The 20340-nt window shown below is 71.7% G+C and carries 16 protein-coding genes and 1 tRNA gene; 8 read left to right on the top strand and 9 right to left on the bottom strand.

Annotated elements, in window-relative coordinates; genetic code table 11:
- The first annotated feature begins 23 nt into the window (after window positions 1-23).
- From JIX55_RS11485 to JIX55_RS11475, 3 genes are all read left to right on the top strand, one after another.
- A complete protein-coding gene (locus JIX55_RS11485; RefSeq protein WP_257563196.1) occupies window positions 24-1679 on the top strand; it encodes an FAD-binding dehydrogenase in 1656 nt (551 codons plus the stop codon).
- Between the two features lie 83 nt (window positions 1680-1762).
- A complete protein-coding gene (locus tag JIX55_RS11480; protein ID WP_257563195.1) occupies window positions 1763-2509 on the top strand; it encodes a molybdopterin-dependent oxidoreductase in 747 nt (248 codons plus the stop codon).
- On the top strand, window positions 2493-3116 hold the full coding sequence (locus JIX55_RS11475; RefSeq protein ID WP_257563194.1) for a cytochrome b/b6 domain-containing protein: 624 nt from the start codon (window positions 2493-2495) through the stop codon (window positions 3114-3116). Before JIX55_RS11480 ends, JIX55_RS11475 begins: the two co-directional genes overlap by 17 nt.
- A 243-nt stretch (window positions 3117-3359) precedes the next feature.
- Here JIX55_RS11475 and JIX55_RS11470 read toward each other — a convergent pair whose 3' ends face one another.
- Both JIX55_RS11470 and JIX55_RS11465 read right to left on the bottom strand, forming a co-directional pair.
- On the bottom strand, window positions 3360-4757 hold the full coding sequence (locus JIX55_RS11470) for a GntP family permease (RefSeq protein ID WP_257563193.1): 1398 nt from the start codon (window positions 4755-4757) through the stop codon (window positions 3360-3362).
- Between the two features lie 105 nt (window positions 4758-4862).
- Window positions 4863-5381: a gluconokinase gene (locus JIX55_RS11465; protein WP_257563192.1), complete on the bottom strand. Its 519-nt coding sequence runs from the start codon at window positions 5379-5381 to the stop codon at window positions 4863-4865.
- Between the two features lie 142 nt (window positions 5382-5523).
- Here JIX55_RS11465 and JIX55_RS11460 point away from each other — a divergent pair, with 142 nt between their 5' ends.
- Window positions 5524-6249 carry a FadR/GntR family transcriptional regulator gene (locus JIX55_RS11460; protein ID WP_257563191.1) on the top strand — a complete coding sequence of 242 codons (726 nt, stop codon included), beginning with the start codon at window positions 5524-5526 and terminating at the stop codon, window positions 6247-6249.
- A 1-nt stretch (window position 6250) separates the two neighbouring features.
- On the opposite strand, the gene JIX55_RS11455 is transcribed toward JIX55_RS11460, so the two are convergent.
- The 4 genes from JIX55_RS11455 to JIX55_RS11440 all read right to left on the bottom strand — a co-directional run bounded on the left by JIX55_RS11455 (window position 6251) and on the right by JIX55_RS11440 (window position 12453).
- Complete coding sequence (locus JIX55_RS11455) at window positions 6251-6700, bottom strand: YchJ family protein (protein WP_443046403.1); 450 nt, start codon at window positions 6698-6700, stop codon at window positions 6251-6253.
- A gap of 58 nt (window positions 6701-6758) precedes the next feature.
- Complete coding sequence (locus tag JIX55_RS11450) at window positions 6759-8141, bottom strand: M1 family metallopeptidase (RefSeq protein WP_257563189.1); 1383 nt, start codon at window positions 8139-8141, stop codon at window positions 6759-6761.
- Between the two features lie 68 nt (window positions 8142-8209).
- Window positions 8210-12085 (bottom strand): Pls/PosA family non-ribosomal peptide synthetase, encoded by a 3876-nt coding sequence (locus tag JIX55_RS11445; protein ID WP_257563188.1) that lies wholly within the window; start codon window positions 12083-12085, stop codon window positions 8210-8212.
- Window positions 12086-12368: 283 nt separating this feature from the next.
- Window positions 12369-12453: transfer RNA gene (locus JIX55_RS11440), tRNA-Leu, on the bottom strand.
- Between the two features lie 199 nt (window positions 12454-12652).
- Here JIX55_RS11440 and JIX55_RS11435 point away from each other — a divergent pair.
- From JIX55_RS11435 to JIX55_RS50865, 3 genes are all read left to right on the top strand, one after another.
- Window positions 12653-13978, top strand: a complete 1326-nt coding sequence (locus tag JIX55_RS11435) for a M20/M25/M40 family metallo-hydrolase (RefSeq protein ID WP_257563187.1) — start codon at window positions 12653-12655, stop codon at window positions 13976-13978.
- Between the two features lie 217 nt (window positions 13979-14195).
- Window positions 14196-14429: a chaplin ChpH gene (chpH, locus tag JIX55_RS11430; protein WP_257563186.1), complete on the top strand. Its 234-nt coding sequence runs from the start codon at window positions 14196-14198 to the stop codon at window positions 14427-14429.
- A 133-nt stretch (window positions 14430-14562) separates the two neighbouring features.
- On the top strand, window positions 14563-15516 hold the full coding sequence (locus tag JIX55_RS50865; protein ID WP_306819998.1) for a chaplin family protein: 954 nt from the start codon (window positions 14563-14565) through the stop codon (window positions 15514-15516).
- 69 nt (window positions 15517-15585) lie between these two features.
- Here JIX55_RS50865 and JIX55_RS11410 read toward each other — a convergent pair whose 3' ends face one another.
- Entirely contained in the window at window positions 15586-15774 is a 189-nt protein-coding gene (locus tag JIX55_RS11410; RefSeq protein WP_005485166.1) for a DUF5703 family protein, read from the bottom strand.
- 48 nt (window positions 15775-15822) lie between these two features.
- Between JIX55_RS11410 and JIX55_RS11405 the strand changes: the two genes are divergently transcribed.
- The gene (locus JIX55_RS11405) at window positions 15823-16548 is read left to right on the top strand and encodes a hypothetical protein (RefSeq protein WP_257563185.1); all 726 of its coding nucleotides are present in this window, start codon (window positions 15823-15825) and stop codon (window positions 16546-16548) included.
- A 396-nt stretch (window positions 16549-16944) separates the two neighbouring features.
- Here JIX55_RS11405 and JIX55_RS11400 read toward each other — a convergent pair whose 3' ends face one another.
- Together JIX55_RS11400 and JIX55_RS11395 are read right to left on the bottom strand one after the other, a co-directional pair.
- Complete coding sequence (locus JIX55_RS11400; protein WP_257563184.1) at window positions 16945-19302, bottom strand: helix-hairpin-helix domain-containing protein; 2358 nt, start codon at window positions 19300-19302, stop codon at window positions 16945-16947.
- Complete coding sequence (locus JIX55_RS11395) at window positions 19299-20282, bottom strand: aldo/keto reductase (RefSeq protein WP_257563183.1); 984 nt, start codon at window positions 20280-20282, stop codon at window positions 19299-19301. Before JIX55_RS11395 ends, JIX55_RS11400 begins: the two co-directional genes overlap by 4 nt.
- Window positions 20283-20340 lie beyond the last annotated feature (58 nt).

The raw sequence follows: 20340 nt of genomic DNA, 5'->3' as shown, positions 1-20340 counted from the left end.
CCGTTCCCGAGAGGACGTCCTCCATGTCGTACGACGCAGATGTGATCGTGATCGGGGCGGGCCTCGCCGGGCTCGCGGCGACCGCGGAGCTCGTCGACGCGGGCCGCAAGGTGATCCTCCTCGACCAGGAGCCGGAGCAGTCGATCGGCGGCCAGGCGCACTGGTCCTTCGGCGGGCTCTTCTTCGTCGACTCGCCCGAACAGCGCCGCCTGCGCATCAAGGACAGCCATGCCCTCGCCCTCCAGGACTGGATGGGCACGGCCGCCTTCGACCGCGAGGAGGACCACTGGCCGCGCAAGTGGGCCGAGGCGTACGTCGACTTCGCGGCCGGTGAGAAGCGGTCCTGGCTGTACCAGCAGGGCGTCCGGTTCTTCCCGGTGGTCGGCTGGGCCGAGCGCGGCGGCTACGACGCCAACGGCCACGGCAACTCCGTCCCCCGCTTCCACATCACCTGGGGCACCGGCCCGGGTCTCGTCGCGCCCTTCGAGCGGCGGGTACGGGAGGGCGTGGCCCGGGGGCTGGTCCAGCTGAAGTTCCGCCACCGGGTGACCGGCCTCTCGCGCAGCGCGGGCGCCGTCGACACCGTCACCGGCGAGATTCTGGAGGCGTCGACCATCGAGCGCGGCCAGGCCAGCAACCGCGATGTCACCGGCGCCTTCGAGCTGAAGGCCCAGGCCGTGATCGTCACCTCCGGCGGCATCGGCGGCAACCACGACCTCGTCCGCGCCAACTGGCCCGAGCGCCTCGGCAACCCCCCGGAGAAGATGATCTCCGGCGTTCCCGCGCACGTCGACGGCAAGATGCTCGCCATCGCCGAGGAGACGGGCGCGCACCTGATCAACCGCGACCGCATGTGGCACTACACCGAGGGCATCCAGAACTGGAACCCCATCTGGGAGAACCACGGCATCCGCGTCCTCCCCGGCCCGTCCTCGCTCTGGCTGGACGCGCGCGGCAAGCGACTGCCGGTGCCGCTCTTCCCGGGCTTCGACACCCTCGGCACGCTCGAGCACATCATGAAGACCGGCTACGACTACACGTGGTTCGTCCTCGACCAGAAGATCATCGGCAAGGAGTTCGCCCTCTCCGGCTCCGAGCAGAACCCCGACCTGACCGGCAAGTCCATCAAGGACGTCTTCATCCGGGCCCGCGCGGACGTCCCCGGCCCGGTCAAGGCCTTCATGGACCACGGTGTCGACTTCGTCGTGGAGAAGGACCTCGGCTCGCTGGTCCGCGGCATGAACGCGCTCACCAAGGAACCGCTGATCGACGAGGCCGAGCTGCGCCACGAGATCGTCTCCCGGGACCGCGAGGTCGCCAACCCGTTCACCAAGGACCTCCAGGTCATGGCGATCCGGGGGGCCCGCAACTACCTCGGCGACAAGCTCATCCGCACCGCCACCCCGCACCGCATCCTCGACCCCAAGGCGGGTCCGCTGATCGCCGTCCGCCTCAACATCCTCACCCGCAAGACCCTCGGCGGCCTGGAGACCGACCTCTCCTCCCGTGTCCTCACGGAGGGCGGCGACCCGCTGGAGGGCGTGTACGCGGCGGGCGAGGCAGCCGGCTTCGGTGGCGGCGGTGTCCACGGCTACCGCTCCCTGGAGGGCACGTTCCTCGGCGGCTGCCTGTTCTCCGGCCGTACGGCGGGCCGGGCGGCGGCGAAGGCGACGGGCTGAGCGAGCCCGGCGCAGATGACGGAACTCTGACGAATATCCGCTGTCCCTGGCCGGACCGGGGCGGCGGATGTTCGAATCAAGGGGTGAACCCTGAAGTACCTGAAGACTCCGAAGACCATGAACCGGGGCGGGGCAAGCCCATCGGCCGCCGTATCCTCCTCGGCACCCTCGGACTCGGCGCCCTGGGCGTGGTCTCCGCGCCCGTCCTCCAGCGAGGCATGGAGGCGTTCCTCGGCGAGGCGGCCCAGAAGGACCCCACCGGCCTGACCGGCCTGCTCCCCAACGGCGGCGGCTTCCGCTACTACTCGGTGACGTCGTCCGTCCCCCGCAAGACCGCGAAGAACTACCGCCTCACCGTCGACGGCCTGGTCGACAAGCCCGCCTCGTACACCCTCGCCGACCTGCGGGCCCTCCCGCAGACCCGGATGGTGAAGGACGTCCAGTGCGTCACGGGCTGGCGCGTCCCGGACACCCCGTTCGAGGGCGTACGACTGTCCGCGCTCCTCGACGCGGCCGGGGTGCGCTCCTCGGCGGGCGCGGTCCGCTTCACCTGCTTCGACGGGGCGTACACGGAGAGCCTCACCCTGGAGCAGGCCCGCCGCGCGGACGTCCTGGTGGCCCTCCGTATGCAGGACAAGGACCTCAGCCACAACCACGGCGGCCCGGTACGCCTCTACGTCGCCCCCATGTACTTCTACAAGTCCGCCAAGTGGCTCTCCGGCATCGAGGTCACGGAGGAGGTCGAGCCCGGCTACTGGGAGGAGCGGGGCTACGACATCGACGCGTGGGTGGGCCGATCGAACGGGCGGGACGATGAACCAACGACTTGAGGAGCCCCCCGTTCGCTCGGAGGCCCGCGTCCGGCGTTTCACCGCCGCCGAACGCTGGATCCACCGCACGACGGCCGCCCTGATGGGCATCTGCGTGGCGACGGCGGCCTGCCTGTACGTCCCCGCCCTCGCCGAACTGGTCGGCCGCCGGGCCCTGGTGGTGACGGTCCACATATGGACGGGCCTGGTCCTGCCCCTCCCGGTCCTCGCGGGTCTGGCCTCCCGCGCGTTCCGCGCGGATGTCGGCCGCCTGAACCGCTGGGGCCCGCACGACCGCCTCTGGCTCCGCGCAGCCCGCCGCCGCGCCCCCGGCCCGCGCCCCGCCGCCAAGTTCAACGCCGGCCAGAAGCTCTACGCCGCCTGGATCGCCGGCGCCACCCTCGTCATGCTCGCCACGGGCCTGATGATGTGGTTCACCCACCTCACCCCGCTGATGTGGCGCACCAGCGCGACGTTCGTCCACGACTGGCTGGCGTTGACGATCGGCATCGTCCTGGCGGGTCACATCGGTATGGCCCTGGGCGATCCGGAGGCCCGGCGGGGGCTGCGGACGGGTTCGGTGAGCCGGGAATGGGCGGACCGGGAGCATTCCCTTTGGCGGCCGTAGCTTCCGAGTGGATACGGCCCGCCCGGGGCAGCGCGGGCGGCCGTATCACCTGGTCCACGGGACGAAGAGCAGCGGTTGCGGCCCACCCCGCCCGTGGTGCTCCACGCCTTCGGCGGTGAGCACCACGCACAGGCCTTCTTCGCGCTTCGGATCCCCGATGCCCCAGAGCCACCCATTCCCGGCGATCGTGTGTTCGCCCGGCCGGGACCCTGCTCGTGCCGCCGACATCCGTCGGACCGCGCGCTAGATCACCAAGGACAACAGCAGCACGATCGCCCCGGCGACCACCGAAATGATCGTCTCCATCACCGACCACGTCTTGATGGTCTGCCCGACGCTCATCCCGAAGTACTCCTTCACCATCCAGAACCCGGCGTCGTTGACGTGGCTGAAGAAGAGCGAACCCGCGCCGATGGCCAGCACCAGCAGAGCCGTGTGGGTCGTCGACATGTCCGCCGCGAGGGGCGCCACCAGTCCCGCCGCGGAGATCGTGGCGACCGTGGCCGAACCCGTCGCCAGCCGGATCGCCACCGCGATCAGCCAGGCCAGGACGAGCGCGGGGATCGACCAGTCCTCGGAGATGTCCAGGATCATCTGCCCGACACCGGAGTCGATGAGCGTCTGCTTGAACCCGCCGCCGGCACCGACGATCAGCAGGATCCCCGCGATCGGCGCGAGGGACGTCTCGACCGTCGAGGACAGCCGCCCCTTGGTGAACCCGGCCGCCCGCCCCAACGTGAACATGCCCACGATCACGGCCGCGAGCAGCGCGATCAGCGGCGAGCCGGCCACGTCGAAGACCCGCTGGACCATGTTCTCGGGATCGTCCACGACGATGTCCACCAGCGCCTTGGCCAGCATCAGCACCACCGGCAGCAGCACGGTCGCGATGGTCGCGCCGAAGCCGGGCCGCTTCTCCAACTCCTCCGAGGCGCGTACGGGAATCATGCGTTCCGGGACGGGCACATCCACCCAGCGGGCCGCGTACTTCGAGAACAGCGGCCCGGCGATGACCACGGTCGGTATCGCGACGACCAGTCCCAGCGCCAGCGTGACCCCGAGGTTGGCCTGCACCGCGTCGATCGCGACCAGCGGACCGGGGTGCGGCGGGATCAGCCCGTGCATGACGGACAGACCGGCGAGGGCCGGGATGCCGATACGCATCAGCGAGTAGTTCCCGCGCTTGGCGACCATCAGCACCACCGGGATGAGCAGCACGATCCCGACCTCGAAGAACAGCGGCAGCCCGATCACGGAGGCGATCAGCACCATCGCCCACGGCATCGCCCGCCCGCCGGCCCTCGCGAGGATCGTGTCGACGATCTGGTCGGCGCCGCCGGAGTCCGCCAGCAGCTTGCCGAGGATCGCCCCCAGCGCGATGAGCACGCCCACACCGGCCACGGTCGACCCGAGCCCGGTGGTGAAGCTGGCGATCGCCTTGTCCAGCGGCGCCCCGGCGAACGCGCCGAGCGCGAGCGAGCCGATGGTCAGCGCCAGGAAGGCGTGCACCTTGAACCTGGTGATGAGCACGACGATGACGGCGATGCCCGCCAGTACGGCGATGCCCAGCTGAGCGTGTCCCGCCGAGGTGATCGGCTCGACGGGGTCCGCTGCCAGCAGCTCGACGTTGAGTCTGGTCACGGTTAATCCTTGTATGGGGGAGAGGTTGGAGAAGAGACGCCGACGGAGCCAGGGGCTCACGACGGCAGTCGGCCGGGCCCTCGTGAACGACGCCCGGCCGGAGTCCTACGACGACGCCGGATCGAGCTCCCGCAGCGCGGCGACCGCCCGCTCGGCGATCTCCTCGGGCTCGCCCGAGACATCGACCGTGGCACCCGCCTCGTCCGCCTCCAGCGGCTGCAGCGTGGCGAACTGCGAGTCGAGCAGCGCGGTGGGCATGAAGTGCCCCTGCCGATGGGACATCCGGTCCTCGATGAGCGCGCGGTCGCCGGCGAGGTGCACGAAGACCAGCCCCGGCGCGGCGGCCCGCAACCGGTCCCGGTACGCGCGCTTCAACGCGGAACAGCTCACCACCCCGCCGAGCCCGGCCCGGCCGTCGGCCCACGCGCCGATGGCGTCCAGCCACGGCCACCGGTCCGCGTCGTCCAGCGGTGTCCCGGCCGACATCTTGGCGATGTTGGCCTCGGGGTGGAAGTCGTCGCCCTCGGCGTACGGAACGCCGAGCCGGGCCGCGAGCAGGGGACCGATCGTGGTCTTCCCGGTGCCTGCCACGCCCATCACCACGACGACATGAGGGGTACGCATCGCTACCTCACCGTCTTTGTCGACATCTGAGACGTCACCCGACGTCGACGACACTGAAACCCATTAGATACGATGAATTCAAGCCCTCGACCCAAATAAGTCTGACTTTTTCTCCGTCGCCTCCTCCTCGTACCCTGACCCCATGACCACACCGGGCCGGGGGCTGCACGGCCGAGTACTGGAAACCCTCGGTCCGGCGATCACGGCGGGCGAGTACCCGCCGGGGAGCGTGCTGCGCACGGACGAACTCGCCCAGACCTTCGACGTGTCCCGCTCGGTGATGCGCGAGGCGGTCCGCGTGCTGGAGTCCATGCACCTGGTCGAGTCCCGCCGCCGGGTCGGCGTGATCGTCCGCCCGTCCGTCGAGTGGAACGTCTACGACCCCCAGGTGATCCGCTGGCGCCTGGCCGGCACGGACCGCCCCCGCCAGCTGCGCTCGCTCACGGTCCTGCGCTCGGCCGTCGAACCGATCGCGGCGGGCCTCGCCGCCCGCAACGCCACGGCCGAGCAGTGCGCCGAACTCACCGAGTGCGCGATCGGCATGGTCGCCCACTCACGCGGCCACAAACTGGAGGGCTACCTCCGCCACGACGTCGCCTTCCACCGCCTGATCCTCAACGCCTCAGGCAACGAGATGTTCGCCCGCCTCGGCGACGTCGTCGAGGAGGTCCTGGCCGGCCGCACCCACCACGCCGTCATGTTCGACGACCCCGACCCCGCCGCCGTCACCCTCCACGTCCAGGTGGCCGAAGCCATCCGCGAACACGACGCCCTGCGAGCCGAACAACTCACCAGGGAAATCACCGTGGGCGCCCTCCAGGAACTCGACATCCTGGCCCCCAACGGCCACTCCTTGGCCTCCGGTTGACCTACGCCAGGAACTCCCCGTCCACATAGACCCACGCCCCGTCCACCCGCTCGAACCGGCTGCGCTCATGCATCGAGCCGCCCCGGAACGAGGCGCGGAAGGTGACGGTGCCGGTGGTGTGGAAGGACGAGCCGTCGTGGGTGTCGAGGATGTCGAGGCCGGTCCAGCGCATGGTCGTGTCGAAGTCGACGGAGGCGGGGCGCGTCCGGGGATGCCAGGTGCGTAGGAGGTACGCCTCGTCGCGTACGACGAAAGCGCTGTAGCGGGAGCGCATCAGGGCCTCGGCGGTGGGTGCGGCGGCGGTGCCGGTGCCGGTGTGGTAGCGGCCGCAACAGGACTCGTAGACCTCGGGAAGCCCGCAGGGGCACGTGCGAGGAGCCTGCGAAGAGGCTTTCGCGGGACTTTTCGACCTGGCCCTGGAACTGCTGCGGCGCGACGACATGCCCGTCATTCTGCCCGCCCCACGGACTCCGCCCCGCACGAGCCCGTGCCGGCTTCCCGCCCGCGGCCTACGCGGAGCCCGCGTTCGTGGGCGGATACGGCGGCCGGGCCGGTAGCGCGGGGCCCTTCGGCGAGGGCAGCGGTGGCAGCGCGGGCTCCCGCAGCCACGCCCTGAACAGGGCGTCCAGCGGTCCGTCCGCGTACCGCGCGGCGTGCGCGGCGAAGGTCGCCGTCGTGACGGCGCCGCCGCGGTGGACGGTCGCCCAGCCGCGCAGCATACGGAAGAAGGCGTCGTCGCCAAGGGCGCAACGGACGGCGTGGACGGTGAGACCACCGCGCTCGTAGAGGCGGTCGTCGAACATCAGCTTGCGGCCCGGGTCGGCCAGCCGCAGATCCTGGGGGAGCGCGGCCAGCTTCTGGTGCGCGGCGGCGGCCAGTTGATGCGCCGTACGGTCACCGGAGCGCTCCGACCACAGCCACTCGGCGTACTTGGCGAACCCCTCGTTCAGCCAGATGTGCCGCCAGTCGGCGATGGACACACTGTTGCCGAACCACTGGTGGGCCAGCTCGTGCGCGACCAGCCGCTCCGAACCCCGCGCCCCGTCCACATGGTTGGCGCCGAACAGCGACAACCCCTGTGCCTCGACCGGGACATCGAGCTCCTCCTCGGTCACCACCACCCCGTACTCCCCGAACGGGTACGGCCCGAAGAGCTCCTCGAACAGCTCCATCATGGCCGGCTGCCGAGCGAAGTCCCGGGAGAACTCGGTGAGCAGATGGGCCGGGATGTGCCCGTGCTGCGGTATGCCTCCGGGGCGCGGGTCGCCCAACAGCACCGTCTGGTACTTGCCGATCGACAGGCCGACCAGATAGCTGGACGTCGGCGCCGACTGCTCGTACACCCAGGTCGTCGTGGACGCCTTCGTCGTACGGGTGAGCAGACGCCCGCCCGCCACCACCTGGTACGCGGACGGCGTCGTGATCGAGATCTGGTACGAGGCCTTGTCGGCGGGCCGGTCGTTGCACGGATACCACGACGGCGCCCCGACCGGCTGGCTCGCCACCAGCGCCCCGTCGGTCAGCTCCTCCCAACCGAGCCCGCCCCACGGGCTGTTCACCGGCTTGGGGTTGCCCGACCAGTGGACCTCGACGGTGAACGCGGCCCCGGCCCGGATCGGCTTGGCTGGCCGGACGCGCAGCCTGCCGCCCCGGTGCGTGTAGTGCGGTGCCCGGCCGTCGACCCGGATCCGCCCGATCTTGAAATCGGCCAGGTTCAGCTGGAATTCCGACAGCGCCGCCCGGCCCGCGATGGCGTTCAGCCGCGCGGTGCCCGACAACCGGTTGGGCCCCGGCCGATAGTCCACAGCCAGCTCGTACCGATGCACCCGGTAACGGGAATCACCGTTCGCCGGGAAGTACGGGTCCGGACCCACTGACTGCTGAACCGCCACTGCCGCTTCTGCTCCCCGCTCCGCTCTCGTACGACGACCATCGTCCCCCGACGCCGCACGAGCCGCATTCAGCGGCGCCATGCTTCGATCGGGTTGCCAAGCCACCGGGTGTCGTCGGGAACGGACTCCGCGGCCATGACCAGCGACGCCGGACCCAGCGTGGTGCGGGCCCCGACCACACTGCCGGGCAGGACGATTCCGCCCGGGCCCAGGGTTGCGCCCTCACGGAGTTCAACAGTATCCGTACGCAAGATCCGGTCGTGGAAGAGGTGGGTCTGGAGCACGCATCCCCGGTTCACCGTCGCCCCGTCGCCGAGCGTGACGAGGTCGGTCTCCGGCAGCCAGTAGCTCTCCACCCACACGCCCTTGCCGATTCTCGCACCGAGCCCGCGCAGCCACACGTTCAGCACCGGCGTACCGGGCACCGAACCGGCCAGCCACGGCACGGCCAGCACCTCCACGAAGGTGTCCGCCAGCTCGTTGCGCCACACGAAACCGCTCCACAGCGGATGCTCACCGCTCCGGTGCCGCCCCACGAGCAGCCACTTCGCGACGACGGACACCAGACAGGCCAGCAGGCCCGCCCCCAGCAGCACGACCCCGCCCAGCAGCCACGCCCAGCCGTCCAGCACGCTCAGCACCGCCACCGTCAGCAGCGCGAGGCCCGCCGAGCAGAACACCGGCACGATCCGGCACAGCTCCACCAGAGCGCGCGCCCACAGCAGCCGCGCGGGCGGCTCGTACGTCAGGCTCTGGTCGCCACGCGCCGCCGACCTGGGCAGCCTCACCGGCGGCAGCCCCAGATACGAACTGCCCTTCTTCGCCTTCTTCGGCGTCGCCGACAGCACACCCACCAGGCCGCCGTCCGGCACGGAACGCCCCGGCCCGGTCATCCCGGAGTTCCCGAGGAACGCCCGCCGCCCGATCTCCGCCCGTCCGATCCGCAGCCAGCCGCCGCCCAGCTCGTACGGCGCGGTCAGTGTGTCGTCCGCGAGGAACGCCCCGTCGCCGACCGTGGTCAGACTCGGCAGCGCGAGCACGGTGGACACCTCGGCGCCCCGCCCGATCCGCATCCCGAGCAGCCGCAGCCACACCGGTGTGACGAGCCCGGCGTACAGCGGGAACAGCGTCTCCCGCGACCGGTCCATCAGCTGGGTGACCGTCCAGGCCTGCCACCCGATGCGGCTGTGCGTGGGATGCGTACCCTCCCGCAGCCCGAGGCTCAGCAGCCGTACGGTGACGAGCACCAGCAGCGCGTACGCCGCCCCGAACGCGAGCGTGGCGGGCACCAGCCCGAGCGCCGCACCCCGCAACGCGGCGCCGAGCCCGGCGCCCGGGTCCACGAACAGACTCAGCACGGCCAGCGCGGCGACCCCGCAGACCAGCGGCAGCGCGGTCAGCCCCACCCCGGTCACGCCGTACGTCACGCGCCAGAACGGGCCCCGCCGCGGCCGCTCCTTGGGCCAGTTCCGCTTCGCCTTGCCCAGCTTGACCGCCGGCGCCCCGGCCCACCGCTGCCCGGTGGGAATCTGCCCGGCCACGGCGGACCCGGGTGCCACCTCGGCCCGCTTGCCGACCCTGGCCCCCGGCAGCAGCATGCTCCGCGTCCCGACCACCGCGCCGGCGCCCACCTTGACGGGCCCGATCTCCAGCCGGTCCCCGTCGAGCCAGTAGCCGGAGAGGTCCACCTCGGACTCCACGGCGGCACCCCGGCCGAGCTTGAGCATCCCGGTCACCGGCGGCAGCGCGTGCAGATCGACATCGGCCCCGACCTTGGCACCCAGCGCCCGCGCGTACCGCTCCAGCCAGACCCCGGTCAGCGAGGTCGCCCCGCTGAACTCGGCCAGTCGCTCGGCCGCCCACAGCCGCAGATGCACGCTCCCGCCCCGCGCGTACCGCCCCGGCTCGACGCCGCGCAGCAGCAGCCGCGCCCCGCCCGCCGCGATCGCGAGCCGCCCCGGCGGGGTGAAGATCAGCACCGCCCCGGCCGCCACGGCCCACCAGGGCGCGGTCGGCAGCCAGGCGTACGGCCCGAGCAGATTCCCGAGCGCGGCCAGCGGAACGATCCAGCGCAGGCCGAGCAGCGTGAACAGCGGGACGAGGAGCATGAGCTGGACGACTCTCGCGCGCACCGGCACGGGGGTCACGGCCCGCCGGTGAGCGCCCTCCTCGCCCGACTCCTCCAGATACCGGGCCAGCTTCCGCAAGGTCGGCCGCTGGTAGATGTCCAGCACGGCGACGCTCGGATACCGGCTCCGCAGCCGCGTCGTCAGCTGGGCGGCGGCCAGGCTGCCGCCGCCGATCGCGAAGAAGTCGTCCTCCGCACCGCCGACCGGGATGCCCAGCACCTCCGTCCACTGCTCGGCGAGCCACGCCTCTGTCCCGTACAAGTCCTCGGCCGGCCCGGCCGTCTCCACGTCGGCCAGCGGCCACGGCAGCGCGTTCCGGTCGACCTTCCCGGACGTCCGGGTCGGCAGCTCCGCCACCGGCGCCAGCAGCGGCACCAACGCGGCCGGCAGCTCGGCCCGCAACTTCTCGACGGCCGCCGCCTGGTCCCACCCGTCCTGGGTGACCACATACCCGACGAGCAGCTGATTCCCGCTCCGCGCGGTCCGTACGGCGGCCGCGGCGCCCGCGACACCGGGCAGCGCCTGCAACGCGGCGTCGACCTCGCCCAGCTCGATCCGCCGCCCGCCGAGCTTGACCTGCTCATCGGCCCGCCCGAGGAAGACCAGCCCCTCCGGCTCGGCCTTCACCAGGTCACCACTGCGGTAGGCCCGCTCCCAGCCAAGGGACTCCAGCGGCGCGTACTTCTCCGCGTCCTTGTCGGCGTCGAGATACCGCGCGAGCCCTACCCCGCCGATCACGAGCTGTCCGCTGCCCCCCATCGGCACGGGCTCCCCGGCCTCGTCGACGACGGCCAGCTCCCACCCGTCGAGCGGCAGCCCGATCCGGATCGGCTCCTCGCCGGACATCAGGGAGGCGCAGGCGACGACGGTGGCCTCGGTCGGCCCGTACGTGTTCCAGACCTCCCGCCCCTCCGTCACCAGCCGCTGCGCCAGCTCCGGCGGGCAGGCCTCCCCGCCGAAGATCAGCAGCCGTACGTCGCCCAGCGCCTCGGGCTCCCACAGCGCGGCCAGCGTCGGCACGGTCGACACAACGGTGATCTCCTGCTCGACCAGCCAGTGCCCCAGATCGGCGCCGCTGCGGACCTGCGAGCGCGGCACCGGCACCAGACAGGCCCCGTACCGCCAGGCCAGCCACATCTCCTCGCAGGACGCGTCGAAGGCCACCGAAAGGCCGGCCATCACGCGGTCCCCGGGCGCGATGGGCTCCTCGGCGAGGAACAGCTCCGCCTCGGCGTCCACGAACGCGGCGGCGCTGCGGTGGCTCACGGCCACGCCCTTGGGCTTCCCGGTCGATCCGGAGGTGAAGATGATCCACGCGTCGTGCTCGACCCCGGGCCGCGCGGCGGGGGAGTCGGACGCGCCGTTGACGGTCAGGTGGTGCCCGGCCCCGATGACCGCCCGCACCTCCGCCTCGCCGAACACCAGCTCGGCCCGCTCGTCGGGGTCCTCGGCGTCGACGGGCACATAGGCGGCCCCGGCGGCGAGCACCGCGAGGATGCCGACATACAGCTCATTGGTGCCCGACGGCACCCGCACCCCGACCCGGTCCCCGAGGCCGACCCCCGCCGCCCCCAGCCGTCGCCGCAGGTTCTCCACCTCGACGGCCAGCGCGCGATAGGTCAGCCGCCGCTGCCCGTCGTCCAGTGCGGGCTCGTCCGGATACGACCGTACGGACGCCTCGAAGACATCGACGAGCGTGCGCGGGGAGGCCGCGGGACCGGCCGAGAAACGAGCCGCTCCGCCGAACTCCCCGGCTCCCTCCGCCAACTCTCCGTCGAGCAGCGTCAGGTCAGGACTCTCGTATACGGCGGCCATCGGATCCTCGCCTCTCGAACCCGGACCATCCGGGGGCGCCGGCGGGCCCGCAGGTCTGCCTGGGGATATTTCCGTACCGGTACCGAACAAGCCCAATACTCTAGTGCTCGGGTGACTACGGCCTGTCGTCCCGGCCAAGCGGGGGCAGCCGCAGGGCGACCCGGAGGGGCGCAGGTGTAGGCCGTGACCTGGGGTTTTCCCGGCGCGGAGAGACGTCGCCCACATTTCGTCGGTGTAAACGCCCGAAGGCCGCGACCTGATGGTCGCGGCCTTCGCCACTGTGTGTCCGAGGGGGGACTTGAACCCCCACGCCCGATAAAGGGCACTAGCACCTCAAGCTAGCGCGTCTGCCATTCCGCCACCCGGACAAGGTGTCTGTCGTGCGGGGTTTCCCTCGCGGCGACGGAGAAAACATTACCAGGCTTTCGGGGGCCCTCGATCACACCCCGTCTCGGGCACGGCCGGGCGTGAACGGCTTGTGACGGGCTGGTCCCGGTCTTGGGGCGAGCGGTGGGGCAGGAGGAGGATGAGGGGGAACCACCAGCAGCGACAGCGGGAGGAACCAGCGTGAGCGAGACGGACACGGGCAGGCGCGTGACCGGCGAGGACGAGGTCGTCGACCTCTGCCGCGAGCTGATCCAGATCGACACCAGCAACTTCGGCGACCACTCGGGCCCGGGCGAGCGCAAGGCCGCCGAGTACGTCGCCGAGAAGCTCGCCGAGGTGGGGCTCGAACCGAAGATCTTCGAGTCGCACCCCGGTCGCGCCTCCACGGTGGCCCGTATCGAGGGCGAGGACCGGTCCCGGCCCGCGCTGCTCATCCACGGCCACACCGACGTCGTACCGGCCAACGCGGCGGACTGGACCCACCACCCGTTCTCCGGCGAGGTCGCGGACGGCTGTGTGTGGGGCCGCGGCGCGGTCGACATGAAGGACATGGACGCGATGACGCTGGCGGTCGTACGCGACCGGCTGCGCAGCGGCCGCAAGCCCCCGCGCGACATCGTGCTCGCCTTCCTCGCGGACGAGGAGGCCGGTGGCACGTACGGGGCGAAGCACCTCGTCAAGAACCACGCCGATCTCTTCGAGGGTGTCACCGAGGCGATCAGTGAGGTCGGCGGCTTCTCGTTCACCGTGAGCGAGCAGCGGCGGCTCTATCTGATCCAGACGGCCGAGAAGGGCATGCACTGGATGAAGCTCACCGTGGCCGGCACGGCCGGGCACGGGTCGATGATCCACCGGGACAACGCCATCACCGAGCTGTCGGAGGCCGTCGCACGGCTCGGCCGCCACACCTTCCCGGTGCGGGTCACCAAGACCACCCGGGCCTTCCTCGACGAACTCGGCGACGCGCTCGGCACCGAGCTGGACCCGGAGAACATGGAGGGCACCCTCGCCAGGCTCGGCGGCATCGCCAAGCTCATCGGCGCGACCCTCAGCAACACCGCCAACCCCACCCAGCTCGGCGCCGGCTACAAGGTCAACGTCATCCCGGGCGAGGCCACCGCGCATGTCGACGGGCGGTTCCTGCCCGGGTTCGAGGAGGAGTTCCTCGCCGACCTCGACACGATCCTCGGCCCGAAGGTGCGCCGCGAGGACGTGCACTCCGACAAAGCGCTGGAGACCTCCTTCGACGGGGCGCTCGTCGACGCCATGCAGTCCGCGCTGCTCGCCGAGGACCCGGCCGCGAAGGCGGTCCCGTACATGCTCTCCGGCGGTACGGACGCCAAGTCCTTCGACGACCTCGGTATCCGCGGCTTCGGCTTCGCGCCGCTCAAGCTGCCGCCGGAGCTGGACTTCGCGGGCATGTTCCACGGCGTCGACGAAAGGGTGCCGGTGGAGGGTCTGAAGTTCGGTGTGCGCGTGCTCGACCGTTTCATCGACGCGTCCTGACATTCCGCGACGGTCCAGGATGGATCCCGACCGGTCCTGAATCGCCCTTGTTCTGTCCGGAATTGTGTGCTGAAACGAAACTCCTTTATTCGGCCGCGCGTACGAAGATCGACCGGCTCGGGTGAATCGGACCATAAGCTCGTAGCTCGATTACTCCGTCCTCGTTACAGGTGATGCGACTCGCTACCTGGGGTCGCATTGCCAACAAGGAGGAATAATGATCAAGAAGGTCGTCGCCACTGCGGCTGCCACCGGTGGCCTGGTTCTCGCGGGTGCGGGCCTGGCTGTCGCCGACGCCGGCGCCCAGGGTGCCGCCGTCCACTCCCCGGGTGTCGCGTCCGGCAACGTCGTCCAGGTGCCGGTTCACGTCCCCGTCAACGTGTGCGGCAACACGATCTCGGTGATCGGGCTGCTGAACCCTGCCTTCGGCAACACCTGCATCAACAAGTGACGTTGTGCCTCACCCGGTGAGGGTCTGAAACAACCGCCGGCCCCGGAGTGCGCGCCATGCACTCCGGGGCCGGATCGGTCTCTCGACAAGGTACAGAAGATCAGAACATAGGGCTAAGGCAGGTAATTCAGCAATGCGACAGGTCACCCGCAAACGCCTCATGACGGTGGCGGCCGCGTCCGGCGTCCTCGCCGCGGCGGGCGGTTACGCGCACGCCGACTCCGGCGCGCAGGGCTCCGCCACCAACTCGCCCGGCGTGCTGTCCGGCAACACCGTGCAGGCGCCGGTGGAGGCCGAGGTCAACGTCTGCGGCAACACCGTGAACGTGGTCGGGCTGCTCAACCCGGCGGCGGGCAACAAGTGTTCCAACGGCGGGGGCGGCGGTCACCACGGTGGTGGTTCCGGTTCGTCGCACGGCGGCTCCCAGGCCCAGGGTCACGCCAGTGATTCACCGGGTGTGGCTTCCGGGAACACTGTGCAGGCTCCGGTGGACGTGCCGGTCAACGCGTGCGGCAACACCGTGAACGTGGTTGGTGTCGGCAACGGCGCCATGGGCAACGACTGCTCCAACGGCGGGGGCGGCGGTCACCACGATGGTGGTCCCGGCTCGTCGCACGGCGGCTCACAGGCCGACGGTCACGCGAGCAACTCGCCGGGCGTGGCTTCCGGCAACCACGTGCAGGCTCCGGTCGATGTGCCGGTCAATGTGTGCGGCAACACCATCGGTGTGGTGGGGATTGGCAACGACGCCACGGGCAACGACTGCGGGAACTCGGGCGGCGGAGGGGCGCACGAGAACCCGGGTGGCGGCCACCAGAACCCGCCGGGCGACTCCGAGGAGACGGCCCCGCAGCCCGGGAAGCCGGGACAGCCGGGTCAGCCCGGGAAGCCGGGCAACCCCGGTGGCGAGGTCCCCGGTGGTGACACCAACACCCCGGGTACGCAGACCGTCACCCAGCCCGACGGCGTCGCGCAGCTCGCCCAGACCGGCGGGGACGTTCCCCTCGGCCTGGCACTGTCGGTGGGTGCCGGGACGCTCCTCGGGGGCGCCCTGATCTACCGCAAGGCACGGGCCGCCGCTCTGTAACCGGGCCCGGCGCACACCGACGGAGCGGGCCCCGCACCAGCGGGGCCCGCTCCGTTTCGATCTGCCCACTCACCACGTGGCTCGCACCTGGCGGATGATCCGTCGGCGCAACCGCACCCTGCGGCTGCCATCACGCAGCAGGCTCAGTCGGTCCAACTCCCAGTGTCCGTACTCGGCATGGTCCGTCAGCAGGCGTGTGGCGTCCTTGCGGGAGACCCCGCGCGGTACGTACACGTCGACAAATTCGTATTCCGGCATCGGTATCTATTGTGCGGGCCGGGGCCCGGTACGGATAGCGTCTGCACTATGTCTGATGCTGCGCAGCCCACCGCTGCCGAGGTACGCGCCGCCGCCGAGGCGGTCAAGACCGCGCTCGACCGCCACCTGGCCGCGGTCGAACGCCGGTCGGGTGAGGACGACCCGGCTGTCTACGAGGCGTTCAACGAGCTGGCCGCGGCCGCCGAGGAGTACGACGAACTGCTCTACGACCGCTACGACGAGGTCACTCCCTTCGAGATCCCCGGTACCGAGGACATGCCGCCGTACACCGGCCCCGAGGAACCCAGTGCGCTCAGTGTGCTGATCCGCCGGGACTACACGGTGGCCGAGCCGCAGCGGCTGCTGGCGCAGGCCCAGCGGGTGGAGGCCGCGGAGGAGCCGGCCGCCTCCGGCGGAGCGGCCGACACGGTGCATGGGGCGCTGGGTCTGCTGTTCGGGGAGTTCGAGCCGGACGAGATCGCCTCCCGGCACAAGGAGTTCGGCCTCGAAGAGGGCGACTCCACGCTCTGGGTCACCGCCGCGGACGACACCGCCGAGCCCGGCGAGTGGCTGGAGGCGCCCTTCGAGCAGGTCGATCCGCAGAGGGTCGTCTGCCGCTTCGACGTCAGCGCGGTCTTCGACGACGAGCCGGATGACGACGACCTGGCCGACGACCTCAGGCTCGGAGCCGATCTGGACGAGGACGAAGATGAGGGCGAGGACGAGGGCGAGGACGAGGATGAGGACGAGGAACCGCTGGACGCGGAGCGCTAGCGCGGGGCTGGGGCCGGGCGCCTCATAGCTCGGGGGCGTCCGCTGGTTCGGCGGCCGCAGGTGGTTCGTGGTTGCCCGCGCAGTTCCCCACGCCTCGGAAACGGCCCTACGGGCCGATCCAGCGGCGCGGCCCCATCACGCCGGCCGCCCCACCCAGCTGCGGCAGTCGTGCCGTCCGGCGCGGCGCCCACTCGGCAGCGGCAGGCGTTTGATCCGCCCGTCGTGGCTGCGGCAGGCGCGTCGCTGGGGCGCGCACCCCCGGCAGCGGCCGGCGCGGTCCGCCTGTCGAGCTGCGGACAGTCGTGCCGCTGGGGGCAGCACGGGTGGGCGCGGCGGCACCCGGTAAGCGCCGGTGAGCGAAACCCGCCCCCGCCCAGCCCTCACCCGTGCGCACTCTCAGGCTGACGGCACCTGGGCCTTCAGAAGGGCCGGCAGACGTGTGGTGCGGGGCTTGGCCGGGACTTCGGCGACCGCGCGGGGCAAGGCCTGCTCCACGCCGTGCACGACGGACAGGTGCCGCTCGGCACGACCGAAGGCCGTGTAGACCCAGGGCCGGGTCAGCGCCTGCGCCGCGTCACCCGGCAGCACCACGACCGCGGCCGGCCACCGGTGCCCCACGGCCTGGTGGGCGGTCAGGGCCCACCCGTGCCGCACGGTCTGCTCGACCCGCTCCTTCGGTACGACGACGGCCGCGCCCGCACACTCCAGGTGCAACCCCTCGGCGTCGGCCTTCACCACGCGCCCGGGGGTCGTACGACCCGGGGCGGGGGAGTAGGCCACACGGTCGCCAGGGTCGAACCCGCCGAAGCGGCCCGGGCCGGGGTTCAGCCGCTCCTTCAGCGCCGTGTTGAGCGCACGTGTACCGGCCGCGCCACCATGACCGGGGGTGATCACCTGCACCTGCTCGGCGGAGATCCCGAACGCCCTCGGCACCGAGTCCACGACCAGCTGAGCGGTCCGGTGCACCGCCTCACCGGCGTCCCGCACCGGCACGATCACGACCTCCTTGCCGGGCGCGTCGACCTGGTTGAGCTCACCGATCCCGATCCCGGAGACCAGTTCGCCGATGGGCCCGGGATCGGGTGTCCGCGAGGCGACCTGCGGGCAGGCGCGGACGGTCAGCAGATCCGCGAAGACCCGCCCCGGCCCGGCGGACCACAGCACCCCCGGATCGCCGCTGAGCACCAGCCGGGCCCCGTCGGGCAGCGACTCGGCGACCAGGGCGGCGGTCTCGACGTCCAACTGGGGCGCGTCCAGGACCACGAGAAGATCGAGGTCGAGCGCACCTTCCACATTCCGGCCGGGCCCCTCGGCGCCGGACAACAGCCCGGCGAGGGTCGTCACGGCGGCGTCGCTTCCCTCGGCGGCGCTCAGCTGGGACGCGAACCGCCGCCTCCCGTCCGCGCTGTGCGTCGCCGCGTACGCCCGTAGCCCGAGCGCACGCGCGGCCGTGACCAGCGCCGCCGGTTCCGCGCGGGCCGCCTCGCCGCCGGTGTGCAGCACGAGCCCGTGACCGGCCACGGCGCGGATCAGCTCCGCTGCGGAACGCGGTGCCGATGCGGCCGCCGAGGACCAGTCCGTCGGGTCCTCCTTGGGCACGGAGTTCACGACGCGGGCGAGTCCGTCGGCGAGGCTCTCCTCGGCGAGGGCGTAACGCTCCAGGCCGATGAGGACCCGTACCGGACGCTCCTCCCCAGCCTCGCCGTCCTCGGCCTCCGTACTGGTGGCCGCGGTGGTCGGCGGGGCGTTGTCGAGCGCGTCCTGGAAGACCAGGGCCTCGCCTTCGGCGACGGTGCTCTGGACGGCCTCGTCGGGGTCGGACACCGACCGCTGGGCGAGCGCGGCGGCGAGGGCCGGGGCCTCCAGCGCCGTGTGCCCGGCGACGGCCGCCTGCTCCAGCAGCCACACCGTGACCGCACGGCCCCGCCGCTCGTCGTCCGGGCCGCACTCCGCGCCGAGCAGCGCCCGCGCGAACCCGTCGGCCTGCTCCGGCCGCACCCCGGGAACCCGCAGCAACTGCCAGGGGTCCTCGCGCAGCCGAGCGCCCGCACCCTCACCGAGCACCCCGGCGACCTGCGCCACCAGCGCCTCGGGAGCGCCGCCCTCGGTCAGCACCACGCGCACCGCCTCGACGGCCTCGCCCGAGGGAGCCACCGCCCCGGCAGTGGGCGCCACGGGCTGCGGTCGCCGCACCGGCTCCGGCGCGGGCCGACGCGGCGCGGGCTCCGGCTCGCCGAAAACGGTCGCAGGCGGCTTCTGCCCGCCCTCCACGGCCCGCACGGCGGCCAGCAGATCGGCGGCCGTCCCGCTGAGCTTGGTACCGCTCGCGATCGGCGCCTTCTCCGCCTTGCGTCGCTCGATCCGCTCCCGCTCCAACCGCTGAGCCGCCAACTCGGCCTGCGCCTCGGACACATCGGTCGCGGCCTCGGCGCCGCCGGCTTCGGTGCTTGCTGTCGGGTCGCCGTCCGCCGCCGAGTCACCATCCGCCGCCGGGCTGTCTCCGCTCGCCTCGGTTTCATCACCGGCGCGATCGGAGGTGTCCGCCGGCTTGTCGTCGCCGTCCCCGGGCCCTGCGGCGGCGGACTCGCTTTCGGCCGCGTCGACGGCGCTCTCCCGCGAGCCCTCAGACGCTGTCGTGGAAGTGGCCTCCCGGTCCTCGGGTGTGCCCTCGGCCGTGGGAGGCCCGTCGGTGGGGGCCCCGTCGCCCCGTCCCCCCGGCTCGTCCGTCCCCGTGGTCGCGGGCTCCGTGCTCACAGCGTGCTCCAGTCGTGATCGGGATAGCGGTGCACGGGCGCCGACACGTCGTCGAGGGCCCGGCAGATCTCGTCAGGAAGACTAAGGGTCTCCACTGACAGTGCCCCCGTGAGCTGCAGCGCGTTGCGCGCGCCGATGATGGGCGCGGCCACGCCGGGCCGGTCGCGCACCCAGGCGAGGGCCACCTGGAGCGGGGTCACGGCGAGGCCGTCCGCCGCGATCTGCACGGCGTCCACGATGCTGGTCGCCGTCTCGTCGAGGTACGGCGCGACGAACGGTGCCATGTGCTCCGAGCCGCCCCGCGAGTCCGGGGGCGTGATGTGGCGGTACTTGGCGGTCAGCACCCCGCGGCCCAGCGGCGAGGACGGGAGCAGACCGACGCCGAGGTCCAGCGCGGCGGGCAGCACCTCGCGCTCGATGCCGCGTTGCAGCAGGGAGTACTCCATCTGCGTACTGGCCAGGCGGGTGCGTATCCCCGGGGCCGCGAGCTGCCAGGTGGCCGCCTTCGCGAGCTGCCAGCCGCAGAAGTTGGAGACCCCCGCGTAACGGGCCCGGCCGCTGCTCACGGCCAGGTCCAGGGCCTGGAGCGTTTCGTCCAGCGGGGTTTCGGGGTCGAAGGCGTGGATGTGCCAGAGGTCGACGTACTCCGTGCCGAGGCGGGAGAGTGAGGCGTCCAGGGCGGTGAGCAGATGGCCCCGGGAGCCGTCGAAACGGCGGTCGGGGTCCGGGACGCTGCCGGCCTTCGTGGAGATGATCAGGTCGCGGCGGGGCACGAGCCCGTCCATCAGCTGTCCGAGCAGGTATTCGGCCTCGCCGTCCCCGTACACGTCCGCCGTGTCGACGAGGGTGCCGCCCGCCTCCCAGAACACCTTCAACATGTCCGCGGCGTCATGCTCGTCCGTGTCGCGGCCCCATGTCAGGGTGCCGAGCCCGATCCGGGACACACGCAGGCCGGTACGGCCGAGATGCCTCTGCTCCATGAACGCCGACATTACTGGCCGGAGTTCGCCCCGTGGGGACCTGTGGACAACCGATTTC

Source organism: Streptomyces sp. DSM 40750 (assembly GCF_024612035.1).
Taxonomy (GTDB): Bacteria; Actinomycetota; Actinomycetes; order Streptomycetales; family Streptomycetaceae; genus Streptomyces.
Note: the sequence above shows the minus strand (reverse complement) of the source record. Positions and strands in the feature narration are given on the sequence as shown.

What these genes read in the sequence shown, in the direction of transcription:
- JIX55_RS11460 (WP_257563191.1), top strand. Translation starts at nt 5,524, where the DNA reads ATGACCACACCGGGCCGGGGGCTGCACGGCCGAGTACTGGAAACCCTC.
- JIX55_RS11395 (WP_257563183.1), bottom strand. Translation starts at nt 20,282, where the DNA reads ATGGAGCAGAGGCATCTCGGCCGTACCGGCCTGCGTGTGTCCCGGATC.
- chpH (WP_257563186.1), top strand. Translation starts at nt 14,196, where the DNA reads ATGATCAAGAAGGTCGTCGCCACTGCGGCTGCCACCGGTGGCCTGGTT.
- JIX55_RS11410 (WP_005485166.1), bottom strand. Translation starts at nt 15,774, where the DNA reads ATGCCGGAATACGAATTTGTCGACGTGTACGTACCGCGCGGGGTCTCC.
- JIX55_RS11445 (WP_257563188.1), bottom strand. Translation starts at nt 12,085, where the DNA reads ATGGCCGCCGTATACGAGAGTCCTGACCTGACGCTGCTCGACGGAGAG.
- JIX55_RS11465 (WP_257563192.1), bottom strand. Translation starts at nt 5,381, where the DNA reads ATGCGTACCCCTCATGTCGTCGTGGTGATGGGCGTGGCAGGCACCGGG.
- JIX55_RS11475 (WP_257563194.1), top strand. Translation starts at nt 2,493, where the DNA reads ATGAACCAACGACTTGAGGAGCCCCCCGTTCGCTCGGAGGCCCGCGTC.
- JIX55_RS50865 (WP_306819998.1), top strand. Translation starts at nt 14,563, where the DNA reads ATGCGACAGGTCACCCGCAAACGCCTCATGACGGTGGCGGCCGCGTCC.
- JIX55_RS11485 (WP_257563196.1), top strand. Translation starts at nt 24, where the DNA reads ATGTCGTACGACGCAGATGTGATCGTGATCGGGGCGGGCCTCGCCGGG.
- JIX55_RS11405 (WP_257563185.1), top strand. Translation starts at nt 15,823, where the DNA reads ATGTCTGATGCTGCGCAGCCCACCGCTGCCGAGGTACGCGCCGCCGCC.
- JIX55_RS11455 (WP_443046403.1), bottom strand. Translation starts at nt 6,700, where the DNA reads ATGACGGGCATGTCGTCGCGCCGCAGCAGTTCCAGGGCCAGGTCGAAA.